This is a genomic window from Patiriisocius sp. Uisw_017, from assembly GCF_047731265.1.
GTDB lineage: Bacteria > Bacteroidota > Bacteroidia > Flavobacteriales > Flavobacteriaceae > Patiriisocius.
This window is the reverse complement of sequence record NZ_CP159835.1, coordinates 2,845,631-2,866,561: the sequence shown is the minus strand read 5'-3', so window position 1 is coordinate 2,866,561 and position 20,931 is coordinate 2,845,631. Positions and strand designations below refer to the sequence as shown.

Below are 20,931 nucleotides of genomic sequence, written 5' to 3'. Positions count from 1 at the left end.
GAGCTTATAAATCAAAGTTTTTTAATACAATCAATAATTGTATTTTTAAGTATAATTAATATAATTTATCGCTTTACTTTAAGAAGGGTAGAGGCCATCGATGGCATTGCCACCTTAATAAAAAAAGAATAAACAAGGATAAGGGAGATTTAGAAAGGCAGATAAAGCTTCCGCTGCATCTGACAAAACGTAAAACCAGTAAAATAACATAAATACCTAAGTTTTCGTATTTTTTCAAATTCGTCAACTTTATACCTTAGCTTCCTAATGACAAATCTAACCAAACACCGAGAAAAACTAAATTTTACTCAAAATGAGCTGGCTGAAAAATCTGGTTTATCGGTTAGAACCATACAAAGAATTGAAGCGGGTGCAAGCCTAAAAGGCCATAGTTTAAATGCGCTAGCCAAAGCGCTAAACATATCAAGAGAACAATTGATTGAAACAGACAATGAACCCACTTATAATTATAAGCTCATTAAATTAATCAATTTATCTTCTTTGCCTTTTGTCGTCATTCCGTTAGCGAATATTGCGGTTCCACTAATCTTAATGTATTGGAGAAAAGAAGTAAATGTGCTCACCAAACAAATTGTTTCAGTACAAATTATATGGACTATTACAGCTACCGTTCTTTTTCTTTTAAGTCCGTTTATTGGCAAACTAATTTCATTACAGAATAAACTAATATTGGCTGTTATGATGGTCTCTATTTTGACAAACATTTGTATTATATTGCTCAATACCATTTCATTAGACAAAAGGAACGAAATGCGTATTAAGTTATATTTCAGCTTCTTATAAAGCTGTCGGGACAATGTCATTACATTGTCGGGTACATTTTAGGTTCTATAGCCAAACATTTTAGGAATTTTGCTTCTTAGTTTAATCCCTAATTATAGCTATCCCGATGAAACAATTTTGCTCACTTACTACCCTTATTTTTATTCTTTTTTCCACTTGTAATATTGCTCAAATCTCTAAAGATTCAGCGCTTTTTATTCAGCTAAAAAAAACAGATAGTTTGTTTTTTGAGGAAAGCTTTAACAAATGTAATTTTGATCTATTAGAAACCTATATTCCTAAAGACTTTGAGTTTTATCACGATATAAATGGCACGCAGAATAGAGAACAGTTCTTTACTGCCTTTAAAGAGAGCATCTGTTCTAATACTGAAAGAAAACCCATTAGAAAAGTAGTTGAAGAAAGTTTAGAGGTATTTCCCCTAAAAAATAATGGAGAAGTCTACGGAGCCCTTCAAAAGGGAATACATTTCTTTTATATCAAAGAATCAAACAAGGAGTTATACTTAACAAACATTGCGAAATTCACATCCCTTTGGAATTTAGAAAACGGTTCATGGAAACTCTCCAGAGTTTTGAGTTATGACCACAAAGAACCCAATAAAAAGTACGGGCTAAAATTTGAAGCCAATTACCCACTGCCATTATTTAATACTGATTCGAAAATAGCAAGCCTGCTCGAGCAACATAAAATACCTTCCGTTGCTATTGGTTATATCGAGGAAGGAGTTCTCAAACAATTGCGTTCGTTTGGTTCTCAAAAACAAGGGATGCCTGTTTCAGTTCATAGTATTTACAAAGTTGCCTCTCTCACGAAACCAATTGTAGCTTTAGTAACGTTGAAATTAATTGAAAATGGAGACTTACAATTGGATGCGCCTGTCTCAAAGTATTATAAAGACCCAGACGTTAAAAATCATTTGTATTTAAACAAATTAACGACAAGACATATTTTATCACAACAATCAGGATTCCCAAACTGGAGGTACTTAAACGAATCTAACAAACTGACTTTTGAATTTGAACCAGGAACCAAGTTTCAGTATTCGGGAGAAGGATTTGAATATTTAAGGAAAGTTATTGAGCATAAACTAAAAAAACCTTTTGAACAAATTGCTTCCGAAGTGCTGTTTACGCCATTGGGAATGAACAACACTTATTTTTACTGGACACCAGAAATAAATGAAAACGACTATGCAATTGAGCACGATGAAAATGGGGAGCCCATTTTATTTAAAAAATATTATGAAACCAATGCCGCAGCAAATTTAATGACTACAGCTGCAGACTATGCTAAGTTTCTGATTCATATTATGAATGGCGGAGGGCTATCAGACAATTTGTACTCGGAGTTTTTAAAACCCCAAGTCAATGAAAAAAATGGAATAGACCGTAATTTAGGAATGCAATTATTATCTAAACTACCTAATAACGAAATCGCTTTAATGCATACTGGCGGAGATTATGGAACAAAAACCATTGCAATAGCATTTCCAAACTCGAAAAAAGGCTTGGTTATTTTTTCAAACTCAGAAAATGGAATGGTACTATGGCAAAAAATCATATCTGAATATTTCGGGGAGACTGGATTAGAAATTGTTCGAAGGAATTTAGAATAAAAACCAATACTTTTGGCATATAACCGAGTGCTAAAATTGAAAACGCCTTCTACAACAAATTGCAGAAGGCGTTTTCAATTTTATAAAAAAAGCTGAACTTATTTCACTCCCCATTCTTTTAGGGATTTTTTATTCATAGCAACATAATCCATATTCCCAGCTTTTTCTGCCTGTTCCATAGATGCTTTAGCCGCCTTAATAGCTCCTTTAGTATCACCAGATTTAGCATAGATTAAAGACTGTTGTCTTTTGTACCAGTATGCGTCTTCGCTACCTGCCACTGCCTGATCAATCCACTCTTTTGCTTTATTGATGTCTTTTCCACTTTCTAAATAATATACCGCTGCACTATAATAATCTCTGGCTGAAGGACCGTTCATTACATTATTAATACTCGCAGTCACCATTTTGTCTGTCATTACTCTGATTGGCAACGAGATATGCGTTTTTTCCCACATCATTCCTAAATTAGCTTCGTCCATTTTAATATCATCTAATGTGATTGTAAATGTTTCAATTAGCATTGGAATGGCAGATGTTTTAGCGGTTACTTTAGCAGCTACCTTAGCTTCATCCCATTCTTGAGGGGTACCGTTATTGTTGATATCAGTATAAAAATAAACTTCCCAATTAACAGCTCCCGGCTTCGTGAAAATCGCATAGGTCCCAGCTTTTACTTCATTATCACCAATCATAACATCATCACCAAAAGTGATCATTGTATTTCTGTTAGCGCCTGTTCTCCATAGCTTGTCAAAAGGTACAAGGTCACCAAAAATGGTACGACCTCTCATAGATGGACGAGAATACTCAACTTTTACATCGGTAAGACCAACTTTTTGTTCGAATTGCTGAGTTGGACTTGGTGCAGGTGTTTGAATTTGTGCAGATGCACCAAAGGTTACCAGCGCTAGAGCCAAGTATAAAATAGATTTTTTCATAATAAATATGTATTGTTTAGTTTCAAAGCGAATGTACAAATTGAGTGTTTTCAAATTAGTTAACAAAAACATAAATTAGAAGTAGGTTTAAGTGGCTGTATTTGCAAGAAGCACAAACGTACAGTTGTCGAAGCTACTGGAACTTTTGCCCATGTGTTTTGCGGGACTAGGGCCTTGGTGATTAACGAATTTACGGGTGGTATGGTAACCCATCTTGCTGGCGCTGTTATCTGAAGACTTATTGTAATGACGATAATTAATGTCTTTGATGATATTAGCGGCGCACACATTAATCAAACAGTTATTATTGCTCTTGCATATGCGAAAAAAAAACCTTGAAAAGAAGCGCCATTATAAGCCATAACCCAATTGGCTGTAGCTTTTTGCGGCAAGCGAACTCCTACTCTATGTGTTTCCTAATAATGAAACATTGGGAGTTACCTTACCAGAACTTTTAGTTGTGGAAGTATTTATTTTTGAAATCATCTTTGTCTTCTTTTTAATATTTGTTATTTTTAAGGTTGCAACAGGAATTAAAGAAATAAGGATTATTGCTGAAATTGCTATTGGTGGTGTTGTACTTTTAGAAAGTATATGCAGGACCAATTACAGATGCCCTATCAATCCTGCAAGATCTATTGCACCTGCGCGAGCCTCCGGAAATATGGCTGCTTTATGGCGCTATATTTTAGCTCTAATCATTGGTTGATTACCTGCCGTAGTAAGTTGCAAATTAGTTAAAACTAAAAATTGCTTCGATGAATAAAATTGCTATAAAAAACAGTGTCGGACCCCTGATAACGAACAACCGAACATAATTACCAAAATTTAATAAAGGCTATTTCATTTATTAAATTTAGTTTTTCTAATTTCTAATTTTTAAACATTCCCAAACCGTTAAAGTTTTGTTTAATAAGATTTCAAAAAGTATAAACAATGCTACTTTTGTCGTGTCTGAATCCAATATTAAACTTTCTATGAAAATTTATACGCTTCACGAGAAACAAAAGCTTCCAATAACAAAACAACAAGCTTGGGATTTTCTTTCAGATCCTAAGAACTTAAAGGCCATTACACCAGAATATATGGGCTTTAACATTCTTTCTGGAGCTGATCGACCAATGTTTGCTGGACAATTTATACAATATATTGTAACTCCAATTTTAGGAATTAAAACAAAATGGGTTACTGAAATAACCCATGTTAAAGAAGGCGAATATTTTGTAGACGAACAGCGTTATGGTCCATACTCACTTTGGCATCACAAACATTTTATACACGAAATTGATGGCGGAGTAGAAATGGAAGACATTATAGATTATAAAATACCTGCTGGATTTTTAGGACAAATGGCGCACCCCTTTTTAGTACAACCAAAACTGAATGAAATTTTTAACCATCGTAAAAAGAAATTAGAAGAACTCTTTGGGAAATATCCCGAAAATAAATAATATAAAAAATGACTCAGAAAAATATACTCTTAATTGGCGGTTCTTACGGAATCGGACTAGAAGTAGCACACTTATTAAAAGACAACAACAATGTTATAATTGCCTCTAGGTCCAGTGATAACATCCCCGACAATGTAACACATATAAAGTTTGATGTAGAGTCAGATGACATTTCAACATTAGACTTACCTGAAACCTTGGAAGGACTTGCTTATTTTCCTGGCAGCATAAATCTAAAACCTTTTAAACGTCTCAAAATAGAAGCATTTCAGAAGGATTTAGATATTAATTTTATGTCCTTAGTAAAAGTCTTACACGGTATCTTACCAAAACTTACTGCTGCTGAAAATTCGAGTTTGGTATTTTTTAGTACCGTTGCCGTAAAAGTTGGAATGCCTTTCCACACGAGCGTTGCCGCTTCAAAAGGTGCTATTGAAGGTTTTGCTAAAGCCTTAGCTGCAGAATACGCTCCAAAAATTAGGGTAAATGTTATTGCTCCATCTTTAACAGATACTCCATTAGCAAACAGGTTACTTTCTACGGAAGAAAAGAAAGAAAAAATGGGCAAACGCCATCCCTTAAAACGTGTGGGAACGGCAAAAGACATCGCCAACTGCGCTGCCTTTTTAATCAATGACGAATCTAGTTGGATGACAGGACAAATAATAGGATTAGATGGAGGGATGTCTACTTTAAATACACATTAAAATACCAATTGTCTTTGTCCGAAAAGTATTAAAAATTCAAAATAAAAAGTCTCAAATAGCAAAAAAAAAGAACCTTAGAGGAAAAATATCAAGAACAATTTAAAAGATTATAAATTGAAAACATATCTTTGTTGTAAATAAAATTCAATGCGTAAAAAAGTAAATGTTTTTTGGTTTAGAAGAGACCTTCGACTTGATGATAATGTTGGTTTTTACAAAGCATTACAGGGTAAACACCCGGTACTTCCTATCTTTATTTTTGATACAGATATTTTAGATAAACTTCCTGAAGATGATGCGCGCGTAACCTTTATTTTTGAAACACTGCAAGAAATGCACCAGACACTTCAAAAAGATTATGGCCGTGGTATCGAACTCTTCCACGGAAAGCCAATTGACATATTTAAAGAACTAGTAACTGATTATGAAGTACAAAATGTAATCACCAATCGCGACTACGAAGTTTACGCACAAGAAAGAGATTCTGAAATAAAAACCTTTCTAGCCACCCAACAAAGAGATAATGTCACCGATGAGACGATTGGTTTTTATACTTATAAAGATCAAGTTATTTTTGAAAAGAATGAAGTGGTTAAAGGGGACGGTACCCCATATGTTGTTTATACACCCTTTAAAAACAAATGGAAATCACTTTTTGACGAAATAAAACATTTAAAAATACACAATACACGCACCGTTTTAAAAAACCTGCATAAAAATAGTAGACTCCCAAACTTGACATTACAAGATATGGGATTCAAGAAGTCAAGTATTGAAACTCCTCGATATGATGTAAACCCAAACTTGATTCAGGAATATGAAAACACAAGAAACATTCCGAGTATTGATGGAACTTCACATTTAGGACCACATTTACGCTTTGGTACCGTAAGTATCAGAAAAATGATGTGCAAAGCCATTGCTGAAGAAAATGAAGTGTTTTGGAGCGAACTCATTTGGCGTGAATTTTTTATGCAAATTTTATGGCATTTCCCACAAACACAAGACAACGCTTTCCGAAAAAAATACGATCGAATTGAGTGGCGTAATAATGAAGATGAATTTGAAAAATGGAAAACAGGCACTACAGGGTATGCCCTGGTAGACGCTGGAATGCGACAATTAAATGAGACAGGATACATGCACAACCGTGTACGCATGCTCGTTGCTAGTTTTTTATGCAAACATTTACTAATTGATTGGCGCTGGGGAGAAACCTATTTTGCTGAAAAATTATTAGACTATGAAGCTTCAAGTAATGTTGGTAATTGGCAATGGGCAGCTGGAAGCGGTGTAGATGCGGCTCCTTATTTTAGAATATTCAACCCTATAACACAAGTTGATAAGTTTGATAAAAACCACCTATACATTAAAGAATGGGTGCAAGAATTTGGCACAGATGCCTATCCTGATATGATGGTTAACCATAAAGAAGCGCGCGAAAGATGCTTAAAGACCTACAAAGAAGCAGTTAGCTAGCACAATCTAAAAAGTAGTCCTATTCTTACTTATTTTAATATATTTTCAATATAAGTGCATTTAATCCGATATTTTTGTATATTTATCTGACATTAATCAATATGTCATAGTTTATATCCCAAATCAATACTTATGGAAACGCCCCCAAACCAATTCTCCAACGGAGAAATTACCGTAACATTTTCACCAAGAAAATGCATCCACGCAGAAAATTGCGCTAAAGGACTCAGCGAAGTTTTTAGAACATCAATAATCCCTTGGATTAATCTTGACGCTGCAACTACCAAAAAAATTATTTGTCAAATAGGTAAGTGTCCGTCGGGTGCGTTAAACTACCAGAATAATTAAATTCTATGTTTGTTAAATGTTTTGTAAAAAGCCCGTAAATTTGTAGGCTGATTACAATTTTATTACTCTCGCAGTGTTAAAAATGTAGTATAAAAAAACTACCCTATTTATGAGCTCCAAACAACTGTCACTTTTTCCATTTCTTCTTATTAGCGTAATTTTATTTGGGCAAGAAAGCCAAACCTCTGATTATAATTCCATAGCAAATCAATTTGAAAATGTTATTGATAAATCAAATAGTTATAAAGAATTTAAGGTAGTTCCTAAAGTTAAGCTTGATGAGTTAAGAAAAAGCATCCTGGATTCAGTAATAAGTTTAGAAACATCAATTTCTACTAAAGATACTACTATTGCAGAGCAAGAGAATCAAATATCGACCTTACAAAGTACTTTAGAAACTACAAATAATGATCTTACTGCTTCAAAAGAGAAAGAAGATGGGGTCTTTATCTTTGGAATGTTATTAAAGAAAGACACCTATAATACCATACTCTTTTCTATTATTGGAGTTTTATTATTTTTGTTATTGTTCTTCATTTTTAAATATAAGAGCAGCAATAGTGTAACACGTACTACAAATAATAAACTAGCAGAAACTGAATCAGAATTTGAGGCGTATCGTCAAAAAAAGCTAGAAGACGAGCAAGTATTGCGACGTAAACTACAAGACGAAATTAATAAGAATAGATAGCGGATTTACGCTTGTAGATTGTAATAAAAAAAAGCTTAAAAATTCTATTAGAACTTTTAAGTTTTTTTTTGATATTTTGTAGTTTTAAGAAGTTACTGCTATTTAGTTATGCACAAAACATCCATCATACCTCTAAAATCACACATCATTAAGAATCCAAACGTGTGATTTTTGCGCCTATAGCTCTCAATCGTTCGTCTATATTTTCGTAGCCACGATCAATCTGCTCTATATTATGAATGATGCTAGTGCCTTTTGCTGAAAGCGCAGCTATAAGTAATGAAATCCCAGCTCTAATATCTGGAGAGACCATGGTAGTTGCCCTTAGCATTGATTCAAAATTGTGCCCAATTACGGTAGCTCGGTGAGGATCACAAAGAATAATTCTGGCCCCCATATCAATCAGCTTATCCACAAAGAACAATCTGCTTTCAAACATTTTTTGATGAATAAGAACACTTCCCTTTGCCTGCGTGCAAACAACCAATACGATGCTTAGTAAATCTGGCGTAAAACCAGGCCAAGGCGCATCTGATACAGTTAGCGTAGATCCATCAATATATCCTTGAATTTTGTAACTTTCTTGTTCAGGAATATAAATATCATCCCCTCTCTTTTCCAATTTAATTCCGAGTTTTCGAAAAGTATTCGGTATTAAACCTAAATTCTCCCAGCTAACATCTTTAATGGTTATTTCGCTTCGGGTCATTGCGGCAAGACCTATCCAACTCCCTATTTCAATCATATCTGGCAAGATGCTGTGTTTACATCCACCTAATTCTTTAACACCATTTATGACAAGCATATTAGAACCAACTCCCTTTATGTCTGCTCCCATGGAGTTAAGCATTTTACACAACTGCTGTAAATAGGGTTCACAAGCAGCATTATATATTGTCGTTGTTCCTTTTGCTAAAACAGCCGCCATTACAATGTTAGCGGTTCCAGTAACAGACGCTTGATCAAGCAACATATACGAACCCGTTAAACCATTTAAAGCTTCAACGCCGTAAAACCGTTCTTCTTTATTGTATCTAAATGTAGCCCCTAATTTTATAAATCCCTCAAAATGAGTATCTAATCTTCTTCTTCCTATCTTATCTCCTCCAGGACGTGGAATATAACCTTTACCAAAACGCGCTAGCAAAGGTCCTACAATCATAATACTCCCCCGTAATGAACTTCCTTCTTTTTTGAAAAGTTCACTCTCCAGATAAGCAAGATTGATATCGTCAGATTTAAAGGTATATTTCCTTTTGCCTAGTTTTTGAATTTTAACACCTAAGTTGCCTAGAATGCCTATGAGTTTATTGACGTCCAAAATATCCGGAATATTGTCTATTGTTACCTCCTCAGAGGTTAACAATACGGCACATAAAATTTGCAAGGCCTCATTTTTAGCTCCCTGCGGACGGATTTCACCTTTTAATTTGTGTCCTCCTTCAATTTGAAAAGTTCCCATAAAGTAGTGTAATGGTAGATAAGAATATTAGTAACGCTTGCGTCCTCTGTTGGTATTCTTATGGTTTGGTTTTTTAGTATGACTGCTACTGCTGCTACTTGTATTGCTGTAGCGTTTGTTGTTTTTCATTAATTTATTTGCGTCACGCAAATCATCTTCGCTGTCTTTTAGATCTATTTTTCCATCTGAAAGTTCAAATAGATGTTTGAAAATAACATCATCTTCAACGGTATCTTTATTCCAATTAAGAAAGCACTTTTTCATGTGATTTGCAATAGTAAGAATAAGACCATCTTTCATATCTCCGTCTTCCCATCCTATAGCAACATCTATCATTCTTTTGATATTATTACCGTAAAACCTATATTTAGGGAAGTTTTGAGGGTATTCTAATGGCTCTGGACGCTCTTTTAATTTTTCTCTGGATGGTTTCTCATAAGGAGATTCTGCGTCCAATTTAAAATCTGAAATAATAAATAATTGATCCCAAAGTTTGTGCTGAAAATCTGCTACATCACGCAAATGCGGATTCATATTTCCCATAACAGCAATGATACTCTGGGCTTGCTTGTTGCGTTTCTCAGTATCTTCTTCGGCTATTGCCTGATCTACCATTTTCTGGATGTGACGGCCATAATCAGGAATAATTAAATGGGGACGTTCTGTATTGTATTCAATATCTGTAATCAAAATGTATGTTTTATAAAATTGGGGATACTATTCGTTGAAGTATATAATCCGAGCAAAATACAAATTTTATAATGAAATAACACCTTCCACATCAGAAACTTGCTTGTACTTTTCAATAACATCCTCTGGCGAAGTCATCGTTACTTTAATGCTTATACTGGTGTAGGTACCCTTTGAAGAATCACGGGTAACAATTTCAGCATCCATACCATCAAAAATAACTTCAATCTCTGCGACTTTTTGATTTTCCGCGGGTACAATAAATTTATATAAGTAAGGAGCTGGCCACGAGGCATCTCCTTCCAATTGTTTTTTTAGTCGTTTATAGAAATCTTCAGTTTTAGAATCACTCATAGTACGTATTTCACTATTAACAAGATGAAACAAAGATACACTTTCAGCATCAATTATAATTTACGTTCTTTGTGTATTCACAATCATTTGAATGAAATTATAAAGGCATTGAAATCAAAACGAATTATCATTACAGGGGGTCCCGGTTCTGGGAAAACTTCAATTATCAATCACATAGAAACACTTGGATACAATTGTATGCACGAAGTATCGCGACAGGTTATAAAAGAAGCTCGTAAAGCTGGAATCGAACAACTTTTCTTAACAGATCCAATGTTATTTAGTCATAAGTTAATGGCCAGCCGTCTAAAACAATTCCAAGAAGCAGAAAATATTCATCATCCAAAAATATTTTATGATCGTGGTATGCCAGACGTAACTTCGTATTTAGATTATATAGGAACCGAATATCCTTCTAATTTTGAACAACCCTGTTTTGAAAATAATTATGACCTCATTTTCATACTGCCTCCATGGAAAGAAATTTATACACAAGATAACGAACGCTATGAAACTTTTGAGCAGGCCATAGCAATACACAACCATTTATTTAATGGCTACGAAAAGTATGGGTATACATTAAAAATTGTACCGGAAGGAACCATAGAAAAACGAGTGTCTTTTATTTTAAAAAACACCGCACAATAATGAAATCGCCCCACGAAATACTTCACCAATATTGGGGCTTTAATTCTTTTAGACCACGTCAAGAAGAAATTATTCAGTCAGTACTTAATGGTAACGATACCGTAGCATTATTACCCACTGGTGGTGGGAAGTCTGTCTGCTTTCAAATTCCAGCACTTATTAACGAAGGAATCTGTATTGTTATTTCTCCATTGGTCGCATTAATGACAGACCAAATCAAAAGCCTACAGGCAAAAGGCATTAAAGCATTGGCTATAACTGGAGGAAAATCGTACGACGAAGTTAGCGTCTTATTAGACAATGCTGTTTTCGGAGCTTATAAATTTTTATATGTGTCACCGGAAAGATTGCAACAAGAAATGGTGCAACTACGCATTAGGGAAATGAATGTTTCCTGCATTGCCGTGGATGAAGCACATTGTATTTCCCAATGGGGAAATGACTTTAGACCCTCTTATAAAAAAATAAGCATACTGCGCGAACTGCATCCGTTGGCCCCTATTATTGCCTTGACTGCCACCGCAACCCCAGAAGTACTGGAAGACACGATAAAAGAATTAGAATTAACACTGCCCGTAATCGTAAAGGATTCTTTTGTTAGGCCTAACCTTGCCTACAATGTAGTGGTTGAAGAAGACAAATTGTACCGTGTTGAACAACTATTAAAACACAACCACAAAGCCGGCATCGTCTATGTAAGAAGTCGCAAAGATGCTTGGGAATATAGCAATCAATTAAACTCCTTGGGGATTGTAAGCGATTTTTATCACGGCGGAATTCCTGCTGAAGACAAAACTAAAAAGCTCGAGGCTTGGAAAACTGGAACAGTTCCAATAATGGTTGCAACCAATGCTTTTGGAATGGGAATAGATCTCGCAACCGTTGCACACGTTATTCATGTACAATTGCCAGAGAGTATTGAAAGTTATTTTCAAGAAGCAGGACGTGCTGGACGTGACGGCAATTATGCATGTGCTACCTTATTATACAATGAGTATGACAAAGCATTGGTTAAAAATCGTTTTATCAATTCGCTAGCGACGGTTTCAGACTTAAAACTCATTTATAAAAAATTGAATGCCCATATGCAAATTCCTTATGGCGAAGGGGAATACACCAATCATGCCTTTAGTTTTATCGATTTTTGTAGCAGCTATGAATTAAGGGGCAATTTAGTCTACAATGCACTTAACACACTAGATAGACTTGGTATTATTCAGTTATCAAAAGAATTCGGTCGCAGTTCACGAATCAAATTTATAGTAAGTAATCAAGTAGCATTAGATTATTTTAAACACGATGTAGCAGCTTCCGTAATCGGGAAAAGTATCTTAAGGATGTATGGTGGGGTTTTTGAAATACTTACTTCAGTAAATCTATTTTCAATTAAATCTAAAACCAATCAATCTATTTCTAACATAATAAATGCTTTAGAAAGATTAAAAGATGCAGGGATCATTGAATTACATATTAACACAACAGATGCCTCGGTTACCTTTTTAAAACCTAGGGAAGACGACAAAACGATTAATGTTATTGCGAGAGAGGTAGAACATCACAATGAAAAGAAGGAGCAACAGGTAGCACAGGTCATCAAGTATATTGAAAATGAAACCGAATGTAGAAGTGTGCAGCTAACGCGCTATTTTGGGGATAAAACAGCCACTTCTTGCGGAATTTGCACGGTATGCTCTGCAGATAAGAGTTTAGTAAGTAAAACAGAATTGTTATTGCTTTCAGAAAAAATAATAAATGAATTAGAAACGGTTCCAATGACCTCGAGAGAATTAACGGAAACCCTTACTTTTGCTGAAACTAAAATATTTATGGTATTGCAATTATTATTGAATGCAGGAAAAATAAGTATTGACGTACGAAATAGATATCACTTAAAATAAGCAAAGACTAATTTGAAAAAAGATATTAGAATAGTATTTATGGGCACACCCGAGTTTGCAGCCACCGTGCTTAAAAAACTCGTGGAAGAAGGAAAAGCAGTCGTTGGAGTCATAACAGCGCCAGATCGGCCATCTGGTCGGGGACGCAAACTAAAAGCATCTGCGGTTAAAGAATATGCTCTGTCACAAGAAATCCCTGTATTACAGCCTACGAATTTAAAGAACGAAGATTTTTTAGAAGCACTCAAAGTATTGAATGCAAATCTACAAATTGTTGTTGCTTTCAGGATGTTGCCAAAAGTAGTATGGAAAATACCAGAACTAGGCACATTTAACCTTCACGCCTCGTTATTGCCTAAATATAGAGGAGCTGCTCCTATTAATTGGGCGGTTATTAATAATGAAAAAATTACAGGAGTTACTACCTTCTTTATTGACGAAAAAATAGATACTGGAGAAATTATTCTTTCTGAAGAAGTATCCATCTCTCCTACTGAAACTGTTGGCTCATTGCACGATACTTTAATGCGAGTAGGCGCCGCTCTTGTATTAAAGACAGTAACTTTAATTGCTGAAGGCGAAATAAAAACACAACCACAGACCCAGGACGACACATTTGAAAAACTTAAATATCAGGAAGCGCCAAAACTTACTCCTGAGAACACCTACATTCCTTGGCATAAAAACGCTACAGAAATTGATGCCTTTATAAGAGGACTCAATCCCTATCCTGGTGCTTGGAGTTATTTACTTCAAAATGAAGAAAAACATAAGGTAAAGATTTTTGCTACAAAGAAAATTTCTAAGGAAATTAATACTGACTTTATAGAAAACCAGCTTATTGGATCACTTGCTGTGGTAGAAAAAAAACTTTTAATTAAACTAACATCTGAGATACTCGAAATTACCGCAATACAATTACCTGGTAAACGAAAAATGGAAACTAAAGCCCTACTAAATGGCTATGATTTTGCCAACGATGCGATAATGATTGTAAACCCCTATTCTCATTGATATTACAAAAATTCAATAAAATATCTTTGTGATTATTAACAATAGCACCTAGTTATTAACAAAATAGGAGTTTTAGCGTGGGGAACCTTGCCAGTGTTGAATATCCGTTTAAATTTGTAGAGCATTGAATTGTAATTTTAACCAATTTTTTTAATTTAAACAAACAATATGAACAAATCAGATTTAATCGACGCAATGGCGGAAGATGCTGGAGTAACAAAAGCAGCAGCTAAAAAAGCATTAGAGTCTTTCTTAGGAAATGTACAAGGATCACTTAAAAAAGGTAACAGAGTATCTTTAGTAGGTTTTGGATCTTGGTCAGTATCAAGAAGAGCTAAAAGAGAAGGAAGAAATCCTCAAACTGGTAAGACTATTCAAATCGCTGCAAAAAATGTAGTGAAATTTAAAGCTGGTTCAGATTTACAGAGTAGTGTAAACTAATCGCAATTGCATTTGACATCAAGTCCTTTATTTTATAAATAAAGGACTTTTTATTTGTGCTAATTTTGATTTCAAACACATTTATTTTGTTGGTTAATAAAAATTGTAGTAGCTTTATTTATTCAATGTAACCAATATGACTATATTAAAACCTAGTAAAGGGCACCTTTTAGTTGCCGAACCTTCTATCATAGGCGATATTTCTTTTAATCGCTCTGTGGTCCTACTGGCTGAATATAATAGCCAAAATGGATCTGTAGGTTTTATTCTTAATAAGCCACTACCTTATAAATTAAAAGACTTTATTCCAGAAGTAGACTCCAATCTTACCGTTTATAACGGAGGACCTGTGGAACAAGACAATCTTTACTTTATTCACTCTATACCAGATTTAATTCCTGGAAGCATAGAAATTTCGAATGGAATTTATTGGGGCGGAGATTTTACAACGATCACTCATCTTTTAAAAAATGACTCTCTAAAAGAGGATCAAATACGATTCTTTTTGGGATATTCTGGTTGGGCTAATCAACAATTAGAGGAAGAGCTAGAAGTGAATAGCTGGGTTGTTGTCCCAAATATTTACAAAAACAACATCATTGGCAACTTGAATGAAGATATTTGGAAAAAGAAGATGTTAGAATTTGGTGGAGACTATATGCTCTGGTCAAATGCTCCAGAAAACCCTAATTATAACTAAAAATAATTTTTACAAAAGTAAGATTACCCCAACCGTACCCTTGCATTCAGCTTCCCAAGAAGGTCTTTTGCAGCCAGTTTAGTATATTCTTTTTTGCGATATTTTGTGATGGATTGAATCCCTACCACCACATTTGTTATAAATAACTCATCTGCTTTTTGGAGTTCAAATGGAGAAATAGATGCTTCTTCTAGCGTATAGTCGGGAAGTGATTTACAAATTGTTATGATTTGTTTGCGAAGTATGCCTTTTAGGCACCCGTCGTTTAAAGGCGGTGTTTTTATCGTTGTTCCCTTCACAAGAAATAAGTTTCCATTTAACGCTTCCACTACTTGCTTTTTTTCATTGAGAAGAAGACAGTTTTGATACTCATTTTCTGAAGCATAAATACTCCCAAGAACATTAACGATTTTGTTATTTGTTTTAAGCGTCGTCAACAATCCAGAATTGATATAATGATCTTTAAATAGTTCTACTTCGTAAGCTTCTTCGTGTATCAAATAAAATGGAGCATCAATTTCGCGAACAGAAATAAAATAACCTACCGTTTGATCTGTAGGTGTGTAAAGGCCACCTTGATTTCTATACACTGTAATTTTTGCGATGCAGGTTTTTGTCTCCATTTCAGAGGCTTCTATCGTTCTTAGCAGCTCTGATTCTAAGAATTCTTGGGTAAAATTCATGGGGATTTCCATCCTCAAAATCCGCATAGAAGCCATTAAACGGAAGTAATGATCTTCTGCAAAAAAGATTTTCCCGGCAGACACTCTTATTGTTTCAAATAAGGCATCGCCATAGGCCAACCCTCTATTGTTTGTTGAAATGGTTGCTGCTGAGGTTGCTACAATAATACCATTAAGATTGACCATAAAAAATGCCGTTTTGATTGATTTTCATAACGGCACAAAGGTAATTTATTTATAGGCATTCTAGGAAGACCCTAAGACTTGTTTTAGTTCACTAACCATATTTTCCCACAACATCTTTCCTTCTTCTACTTCATCTTCTTCAGCAAAATCTGTTACCATTAAGGCTACATCTTTTGTTACTTCATCCACTTGGATACGCAATTCAAAGTAATAATCGGTGCCATCGTCTTCCATCCATCTAAATTTTATGCGCTCTTGGTTTTTCTTGCCAAGCAACTTTGCTTTTTCTTCGCTTCCTTCCCATATAAAAGTAAAGAATTCTCCTCGAGAATTCACGTTGTCTGCATACCATTCAGACAGTCCAGAAGGTGTTGAAATATAAGTGTATAATAAGCTTGGTGAAACTTGTATTGGAATTTCTAGTTCGTATTTAATTTTGTCCTCCATAGTGATTTGTTAAGTGCTCAATATATATATTTCATTGCAAACCAAAAAGACTAGGCGATAATTTTTCGATTAAGAAAAGTAAAAAAATAAAATTGAATTTATTGCCTATTTCTGCCGGTTGGTCTTCTATTTTTATTTCCGCCAGCATTACTTGAAGAATTTTTTCTTGAGCTATTGCTGTTTCGGTTAGAATTTTTCGGGTTTCTTGATCGTCCTTGTTGGTGTTGTGCTTTGTTAGAAGCTTTTGTCTCTAGAATTTCCTGAAGTGATTCAGTAGGTTCAAAACCTTCAATAATTTCATTTCCGAGTTTTTCACCTAATAATTTTTCAATACCACGAACATATTCAAATTCATCAACACTCACTATAGAAATTGCTTGACCGCTAGCTCCTGCCCTACCTGTTCTTCCTATACGGTGGACGTAATCCTCTGGAATGTTTGGCAATTCATAATTAACCACATATGGCAATAAAGGAATATCCAAGCCACGTGCGGCAATATCTGTAGCTACCAGTACTTTTATGGAGCCACCTTTAAATCCTGCTAATGCTTTTGTTCTTGCTCCTTGACTTTTATTTCCGTGAATCGCAGCACTTTTGATGCCCGCCTTATCTAGTTTTTCAGAGAGCCTGTTTGCACCGTGTTTCGTTCTTGTAAAAACGAGTGTTTGATCCCAATTTCCTTCCTTCATCAGTTTGATGAGCAATTCTGTCTTATCAGATTTATTGGTCCGATAAATTGTTTGTTCTACTTTTTCAGCGGTAGTGTTTTCTGGGGTGGCCTCTACCATTATTGGATTATGTAAAAAGCTACTTGCTAACTTTTTAATATCTTTTGAAAAGGTGGCAGAAAACAAGAGGTTTTGTCTCTTGGAAGGAAGTAATGCTAAGATTCTCTTTATATCTCGCAAGAAACCCATGTCAAGCATCCTATCTGCTTCATCGAGTACTAGAAATTCTACCTTATTAAAAGACATCACTCCTTGACTATGTAAATCAAGCAACCTTCCTGGTGTTGCCACAAGAATGTCGACTCCTTGGCGCAAGGCTTTTATTTGAGGATTTGCATTTACCCCTCCAAAAACAACAATACTTTTTAAATCTGTAAATTCAGAATAGGTCCGGACGTCATCCATTACTTGCGCCGCGAGTTCCCGGGTTGGGGTGAGTATAAGTGCTCTTATAGGGCGTTTGTGCAAAATTGGATTTTGTAGCATTTTGTGCAACATGGGCAATGTAAATCCAGCTGTTTTTCCAGTACCTGTTTGTGCAGACGCAAGTACATCACGACCTTCAAGAATTTTTGGAATGGCTTTTTGTTGTATTGGACTGGGCGTAGTATATCCTTTTTTGCTAATCGCTTTTAGAAGGACATCAGCGAGTCCGAGAGAATTAAATGACATAATTTGTGTTAATCGAAATGAACACTGCAGTAGGTCCTCCTTCGCTAAAGCTTTGGTGGACGGGTGGACGGTTAGGTCATTTCTTTTGTGAGCGGCAAAGGTACATTTTATTTTTTCAGGAAATTTATGAAATATCCTCAATAAAAACTGACTGATTACTTGTTCTAGATAGTTTTGTTTTTATCTTTGCAGCCGCTTAAAGAAATTATTAGGCAAAATTGGCGAAGTAGCTCAGGTGATTAGAGCGTAGGATTCATATCCGTATTAGGCGGATATGAGTTCAAATAGAATAAAAAATAAACCACAATAATAATGGCGAGGTAGCTCAGCTGGTTAGAGCGTCGGATTCATAACTCGGAGGTCACGAGTTCAAGTCTCGTTCTCGCTACAAAGTCCCTTTTACAAAGGGACTTTTTTTATGGAATTAATTGTGCTTTTATTTTTAGAAAATATAATGCTAAAAAAAAGAGCTAGTAGTATTGGAGATTTTTAACAATGTAAACCCTTGCTTAATAGGATAATAGCACCACATTCAGATGTTGTAAAATTACTTTGTTTATTTGTAAGTATTTTCTTTGAGTGACATATATTTAAATACACTTTGCGCTTTTACTCTTTATTTTCTTATAAAAATTTTGTTTTAAAAATACCTTTATAAGTTAATGTGTAGGTAAATGGTAATTTATTTAAATGGAGTCAACTCTTTTATTTTTATCTTAAAACAAAGATAAAATAACCCGTCGCCATTCGATGTCTACATACTATTCAAGACATATTATTATTAATCACAATACACAATTACTATTCAAAAAATACAGCAATTGAAAGCGCTATATACCCCGGTCTTGAATGAAGCATACATTCCCTGAAGACAATTATTCAAAAACATTCTCCCCTTCCTTAATCATAATTAATACGGTCCCGGATCGTTCCATCTGCTCCATGGATAATCACATCTGCTTTTTTCCTTTTTGCAATGGTTTTAGCTTTATTTATAGCTGTAGATTGTTTTCTATGCTTTGAAGTAATGCGTTTATTACCTTCACGCCTCACGGCCCAATCATCCTCATAGGGCACTACATGCTGATGCCAGGTTCTAGGGCGCTTGTTCAGGCTTTTTAAGATGAGTGCTATCAACTCGCTTATGAACGCTTTCCAAGATCTTTGTGTGTTGTTGTTTGCCATGTGTACATGCTTTTAAAGCACAATAGTAGTATATTTCTCTTGAACTGCCTCCATACCATACTTCCGTTCTAGCATTCGAATCGTAAAATGTGCTTCTGCCATTTTTTGAAAATGAGAAATAAAGGTATAATTGATGGCTCCTCCTGTAAGACCACCCACAACTGGTATTAGTTGGGCTGCCGCTTTTTCTGACACTTTGCTACTAAACCTAGCAACGATAGTTGAGAAAGCAATGTATAATGGGTTTGAACTAGAAGACAATGATTTTAGCAAGCCCTGTACTCCTAATTCGCTCGCTTTGTTGATACTCGTTTGTATCGCAATTCTTGAAGCATAATAAGAGCTGTCTGCCCCATCATCGTCTTTAGAATGACCTCCAAGTGCTAACACTTGAAGGCAGTGAAACTGGGCTTCTATGGTATGTAAATCTTCTCCTCTGCCTCTCGCAATATCCATAATAGTTCTCATTATAAATTTTGTGGTTAGTGCTAAATCCGCTGCAAATGCGGCTTGTCCAATTACGGGTGTTCCTGCTCCTAGAAAACCACTAGCAACTCCCGTGGATGTTACCAATGTTTTATATACAAGTTTTGAAGGCTTTTTGAATGGTTTGCCTTTGTTCATGGTCTTGAGATTGACTTTCACCACCTGCTCTAAAATAGAGGTCGTTTTCTCAATAACAAAAGTCTGTATCTTCTTTGGTAGTAACTCCACACCGCTTTCTATTTTATTGCCTATAAAATTAAAACCTTTCATCAAGAAACTGACGTTCATCATATCTTGTTTTGCTTTTATAAGGAGTATTTCGTCTTTTAGGGTGATTTTCATTTTGCTGTTTTATCAATGCTGTTCAGTTCTTCTTTAAAATACGTTGCGCTTTCAGTACGATAAACCTTTTCTTTCTCTATTACTCATCAAGTGTTTTACCCACCATTCTTTCTAATATGCTCGGCCGTATCTTTAACCTTTGTTAAGAAACTAATATGATGATATCACGGTATTTGTGAAAGTGGCACTTGCATAATTAAAGTATCACTATGATCCCCTAATTCTGCTAATCGCTGGATTGGTTTGTTTTCTAATGGTCGTTCATATTGTTTGATCATTCTTCAGTAATAAATGTACGACTATAATTCTCTTCTATCTCAGTGAACTCTTTTTCTTTTAATTCAGAAAACTCTTTGATTAACGCTCTCTTTGATAAAACACCATTGTTCTGTTCTAAAAAATGAACGAGGGTAGCCACCATTTTATCGGGCATTTCAAACTCATCATCTAAATATCTTTTAAACGTATCGTAATTACTCAAATAGGAAATCTCCTTCGGAATTATATTTTCAATAGTATCCAACTGTCTTGTACTGAAACACAGCTAGAGGTTAAAATTGATTTTACGCTGTTTTTAAATATACCATATTCAGTGTTTTATAATGTAAGTTCAACTCATAAGTGCAACTGGCCAAGTTGATTTTAATTTTATCCATCTTAGATGGTAGGCCAGCATCCTTAATACTATATCGCCTAATACATTTTCTAAATCCACCCCTTCCGTTATTGCTCTTTTAGTCGTGATTCCGTGAACCCTTGAAGCTTCAGATGGGATCATAAAATTTTCAGGCTTTATTATAAAACTACCCGTATCGATGCAGTTTCCCTTGTCAGATAAAATCCAACCAATCTGTATCATTCTAGGCCAGTTATTTACATCGGTAACTGGCGCTTTCCAATTCCTTGGAAGTCCTGTTGTTTCTGTGTCAAAAAATAAGTGCATCCGCTTATAA

At 35.1% G+C, this 20,931-nt stretch carries 24 protein-coding genes and 1 tRNA gene; 14 read left to right on the top strand and 11 right to left on the bottom strand.

Annotation, left to right across the window (positions count from 1 at the left end; translation table 11 throughout):
* Positions 1–267 precede the first annotated feature (267 nt).
* Complete coding sequence (locus ABXT67_RS12955; protein WP_415374465.1) at positions 268–804, top strand: helix-turn-helix domain-containing protein; 537 nt, start codon at positions 268–270, stop codon at positions 802–804.
* 220 nt (positions 805–1,024) lie between these two features.
* Positions 1,025–2,422, top strand: coding sequence for a serine hydrolase (locus ABXT67_RS12950; RefSeq protein WP_415374464.1), 1,398 nt, complete (start codon positions 1,025–1,027; stop codon positions 2,420–2,422).
* Positions 2,423–2,520: 98 nt separating this feature from the next.
* Here the strand turns inward: ABXT67_RS12950 and ABXT67_RS12945 are convergent, their stop codons facing one another.
* A complete protein-coding gene (locus tag ABXT67_RS12945) occupies positions 2,521–3,363 on the bottom strand; it encodes a DUF2911 domain-containing protein (protein WP_415374463.1) in 843 nt (280 codons plus the stop codon).
* Positions 3,364–3,772: 409 nt separating this feature from the next.
* On the opposite strand from ABXT67_RS12945, the gene ABXT67_RS12940 reads away from it, so the two are divergent.
* The 6 genes from ABXT67_RS12940 (at position 3,773) to ABXT67_RS12915 (ending at position 8,039) form a co-directional block, all read left to right on the top strand.
* Positions 3,773–4,072: an aquaporin gene (locus tag ABXT67_RS12940; RefSeq protein WP_415374462.1), complete on the top strand. Its 300-nt coding sequence runs from the start codon at positions 3,773–3,775 to the stop codon at positions 4,070–4,072.
* A 268-nt stretch (positions 4,073–4,340) separates the two neighbouring features.
* Positions 4,341–4,814: an SRPBCC family protein gene (locus ABXT67_RS12935; RefSeq protein WP_415376993.1), complete on the top strand. Its 474-nt coding sequence runs from the start codon at positions 4,341–4,343 to the stop codon at positions 4,812–4,814.
* Between the two features lie 8 nt (positions 4,815–4,822).
* Entirely contained in the window at positions 4,823–5,521 is a 699-nt protein-coding gene (locus ABXT67_RS12930; RefSeq protein WP_415374461.1) for an SDR family NAD(P)-dependent oxidoreductase, read from the top strand.
* 147 nt (positions 5,522–5,668) lie between these two features.
* Positions 5,669–7,000, top strand: coding sequence for a cryptochrome/photolyase family protein (locus ABXT67_RS12925; protein ID WP_415374460.1), 1,332 nt, complete (start codon positions 5,669–5,671; stop codon positions 6,998–7,000).
* A gap of 132 nt (positions 7,001–7,132) precedes the next feature.
* Positions 7,133–7,348 (top strand): (4Fe-4S)-binding protein, encoded by a 216-nt coding sequence (locus ABXT67_RS12920; RefSeq protein ID WP_415374459.1) that lies wholly within the window; start codon positions 7,133–7,135, stop codon positions 7,346–7,348.
* Positions 7,349–7,457: 109 nt separating this feature from the next.
* Entirely contained in the window at positions 7,458–8,039 is a 582-nt protein-coding gene (locus ABXT67_RS12915) for a tRNA (guanine-N1)-methyltransferase (RefSeq protein ID WP_415374458.1), read from the top strand.
* A gap of 148 nt (positions 8,040–8,187) precedes the next feature.
* Here the strand turns inward: ABXT67_RS12915 and murA are convergent, their stop codons facing one another.
* From murA to ABXT67_RS12900, 3 genes are all read right to left on the bottom strand, one after another.
* Positions 8,188–9,501 carry a UDP-N-acetylglucosamine 1-carboxyvinyltransferase gene (gene murA / locus ABXT67_RS12910; protein ID WP_415374457.1) on the bottom strand — a complete coding sequence of 438 codons (1,314 nt, stop codon included), beginning with the start codon at positions 9,499–9,501 and terminating at the stop codon, positions 8,188–8,190.
* Positions 9,502–9,528: 27 nt separating this feature from the next.
* Positions 9,529–10,191, bottom strand: a complete 663-nt coding sequence (locus ABXT67_RS12905; RefSeq protein ID WP_415374456.1) for a DUF4290 domain-containing protein — start codon at positions 10,189–10,191, stop codon at positions 9,529–9,531.
* A 66-nt stretch (positions 10,192–10,257) separates the two neighbouring features.
* Positions 10,258–10,545 carry a DUF493 family protein gene (locus ABXT67_RS12900; RefSeq protein WP_415374455.1) on the bottom strand — a complete coding sequence of 96 codons (288 nt, stop codon included), beginning with the start codon at positions 10,543–10,545 and terminating at the stop codon, positions 10,258–10,260.
* 24 nt (positions 10,546–10,569) lie between these two features.
* Here ABXT67_RS12900 and ABXT67_RS12895 point away from each other — a divergent pair, with 24 nt between their 5' ends.
* The 5 genes from ABXT67_RS12895 to ABXT67_RS12875 all read left to right on the top strand — a co-directional run bounded on the left by ABXT67_RS12895 (position 10,570) and on the right by ABXT67_RS12875 (position 15,246).
* Complete coding sequence (locus tag ABXT67_RS12895; protein WP_415374454.1) at positions 10,570–11,193, top strand: AAA family ATPase; 624 nt, start codon at positions 10,570–10,572, stop codon at positions 11,191–11,193.
* Positions 11,193–13,091, top strand: a complete 1,899-nt coding sequence (locus ABXT67_RS12890; RefSeq protein WP_415374453.1) for an ATP-dependent DNA helicase RecQ — start codon at positions 11,193–11,195, stop codon at positions 13,089–13,091. Before ABXT67_RS12895 ends, ABXT67_RS12890 begins: the two co-directional genes overlap by 1 nt.
* A 39-nt stretch (positions 13,092–13,130) precedes the next feature.
* Positions 13,131–14,105: a methionyl-tRNA formyltransferase gene (fmt, locus tag ABXT67_RS12885; RefSeq protein WP_415376992.1), complete on the top strand. Its 975-nt coding sequence runs from the start codon at positions 13,131–13,133 to the stop codon at positions 14,103–14,105.
* Between the two features lie 168 nt (positions 14,106–14,273).
* Complete coding sequence (locus ABXT67_RS12880; RefSeq protein ID WP_415374452.1) at positions 14,274–14,546, top strand: HU family DNA-binding protein; 273 nt, start codon at positions 14,274–14,276, stop codon at positions 14,544–14,546.
* A gap of 136 nt (positions 14,547–14,682) precedes the next feature.
* On the top strand, positions 14,683–15,246 hold the full coding sequence (locus ABXT67_RS12875; protein WP_415374451.1) for a YqgE/AlgH family protein: 564 nt from the start codon (positions 14,683–14,685) through the stop codon (positions 15,244–15,246).
* 23 nt (positions 15,247–15,269) lie between these two features.
* Here the strand turns inward: ABXT67_RS12875 and ABXT67_RS12870 are convergent, their stop codons facing one another.
* The 3 genes from ABXT67_RS12870 to ABXT67_RS12860 all read right to left on the bottom strand — a co-directional run bounded on the left by ABXT67_RS12870 (position 15,270) and on the right by ABXT67_RS12860 (position 17,965).
* On the bottom strand, positions 15,270–16,115 hold the full coding sequence (locus tag ABXT67_RS12870) for an aminotransferase class IV (RefSeq protein ID WP_415374450.1): 846 nt from the start codon (positions 16,113–16,115) through the stop codon (positions 15,270–15,272).
* Between the two features lie 60 nt (positions 16,116–16,175).
* Complete coding sequence (locus ABXT67_RS12865; protein WP_415374449.1) at positions 16,176–16,562, bottom strand: START-like domain-containing protein; 387 nt, start codon at positions 16,560–16,562, stop codon at positions 16,176–16,178.
* Between the two features lie 98 nt (positions 16,563–16,660).
* The gene (locus ABXT67_RS12860; RefSeq protein WP_415374448.1) at positions 16,661–17,965 is read right to left on the bottom strand and encodes a DEAD/DEAH box helicase; all 1,305 of its coding nucleotides are present in this window, start codon (positions 17,963–17,965) and stop codon (positions 16,661–16,663) included.
* Between the two features lie 314 nt (positions 17,966–18,279).
* Between ABXT67_RS12860 and ABXT67_RS12855 the strand changes: the two genes are divergently transcribed.
* Positions 18,280–18,353 (top strand) — tRNA-Met (locus ABXT67_RS12855).
* A 512-nt stretch (positions 18,354–18,865) separates the two neighbouring features.
* On the opposite strand, the gene ABXT67_RS12850 is transcribed toward ABXT67_RS12855, so the two are convergent.
* From ABXT67_RS12850 to ABXT67_RS12835, 4 genes are all read right to left on the bottom strand, one after another.
* Positions 18,866–19,150, bottom strand: a complete 285-nt coding sequence (locus tag ABXT67_RS12850; protein ID WP_415374447.1) for a DUF2188 domain-containing protein — start codon at positions 19,148–19,150, stop codon at positions 18,866–18,868.
* Between the two features lie 12 nt (positions 19,151–19,162).
* Positions 19,163–19,978, bottom strand: a complete 816-nt coding sequence (locus ABXT67_RS12845) for an EcsC family protein (RefSeq protein ID WP_415374446.1) — start codon at positions 19,976–19,978, stop codon at positions 19,163–19,165.
* A gap of 274 nt (positions 19,979–20,252) precedes the next feature.
* Positions 20,253–20,501 carry a hypothetical protein gene (locus tag ABXT67_RS12840; RefSeq protein WP_415374445.1) on the bottom strand — a complete coding sequence of 83 codons (249 nt, stop codon included), beginning with the start codon at positions 20,499–20,501 and terminating at the stop codon, positions 20,253–20,255.
* 87 nt (positions 20,502–20,588) lie between these two features.
* On the bottom strand, positions 20,589–20,921 hold the full coding sequence (locus tag ABXT67_RS12835; protein ID WP_415374444.1) for an exonuclease domain-containing protein: 333 nt from the start codon (positions 20,919–20,921) through the stop codon (positions 20,589–20,591).
* Positions 20,922–20,931: the final 10 nt, after the last annotated feature.

Coding starts and splice junctions, on each gene's coding strand:
- ABXT67_RS12955 (WP_415374465.1), top strand. CDS start 268: ATGACAAATCTAACCAAACACCGAGAAAAACTAAATTTTACTCAAAAT.
- ABXT67_RS12945 (WP_415374463.1), bottom strand. CDS start 3,363: ATGAAAAAATCTATTTTATACTTGGCTCTAGCGCTGGTAACCTTTGGT.
- ABXT67_RS12935 (WP_415376993.1), top strand. CDS start 4,341: ATGAAAATTTATACGCTTCACGAGAAACAAAAGCTTCCAATAACAAAA.
- ABXT67_RS12930 (WP_415374461.1), top strand. CDS start 4,823: ATGACTCAGAAAAATATACTCTTAATTGGCGGTTCTTACGGAATCGGA.
- ABXT67_RS12925 (WP_415374460.1), top strand. CDS start 5,669: ATGCGTAAAAAAGTAAATGTTTTTTGGTTTAGAAGAGACCTTCGACTT.
- ABXT67_RS12920 (WP_415374459.1), top strand. CDS start 7,133: ATGGAAACGCCCCCAAACCAATTCTCCAACGGAGAAATTACCGTAACA.
- ABXT67_RS12915 (WP_415374458.1), top strand. CDS start 7,458: ATGAGCTCCAAACAACTGTCACTTTTTCCATTTCTTCTTATTAGCGTA.
- murA (WP_415374457.1), bottom strand. CDS start 9,501: ATGGGAACTTTTCAAATTGAAGGAGGACACAAATTAAAAGGTGAAATC.
- ABXT67_RS12900 (WP_415374455.1), bottom strand. CDS start 10,545: ATGAGTGATTCTAAAACTGAAGATTTCTATAAACGACTAAAAAAACAA.
- ABXT67_RS12895 (WP_415374454.1), top strand. CDS start 10,570: ATGAAACAAAGATACACTTTCAGCATCAATTATAATTTACGTTCTTTG.
- ABXT67_RS12890 (WP_415374453.1), top strand. CDS start 11,193: ATGAAATCGCCCCACGAAATACTTCACCAATATTGGGGCTTTAATTCT.
- fmt (WP_415376992.1), top strand. CDS start 13,131: ATGGGCACACCCGAGTTTGCAGCCACCGTGCTTAAAAAACTCGTGGAA.
- ABXT67_RS12880 (WP_415374452.1), top strand. CDS start 14,274: ATGAACAAATCAGATTTAATCGACGCAATGGCGGAAGATGCTGGAGTA.
- ABXT67_RS12875 (WP_415374451.1), top strand. CDS start 14,683: ATGACTATATTAAAACCTAGTAAAGGGCACCTTTTAGTTGCCGAACCT.
- ABXT67_RS12870 (WP_415374450.1), bottom strand. CDS start 16,115: ATGGTCAATCTTAATGGTATTATTGTAGCAACCTCAGCAGCAACCATT.
- ABXT67_RS12865 (WP_415374449.1), bottom strand. CDS start 16,562: ATGGAGGACAAAATTAAATACGAACTAGAAATTCCAATACAAGTTTCA.
- ABXT67_RS12860 (WP_415374448.1), bottom strand. CDS start 17,965: ATGTCATTTAATTCTCTCGGACTCGCTGATGTCCTTCTAAAAGCGATT.
- ABXT67_RS12850 (WP_415374447.1), bottom strand. CDS start 19,150: ATGGCAAACAACAACACACAAAGATCTTGGAAAGCGTTCATAAGCGAG.
- ABXT67_RS12845 (WP_415374446.1), bottom strand. CDS start 19,978: ATGAAAATCACCCTAAAAGACGAAATACTCCTTATAAAAGCAAAACAA.
- ABXT67_RS12835 (WP_415374444.1), bottom strand. CDS start 20,921: ATGCACTTATTTTTTGACACAGAAACAACAGGACTTCCAAGGAATTGG.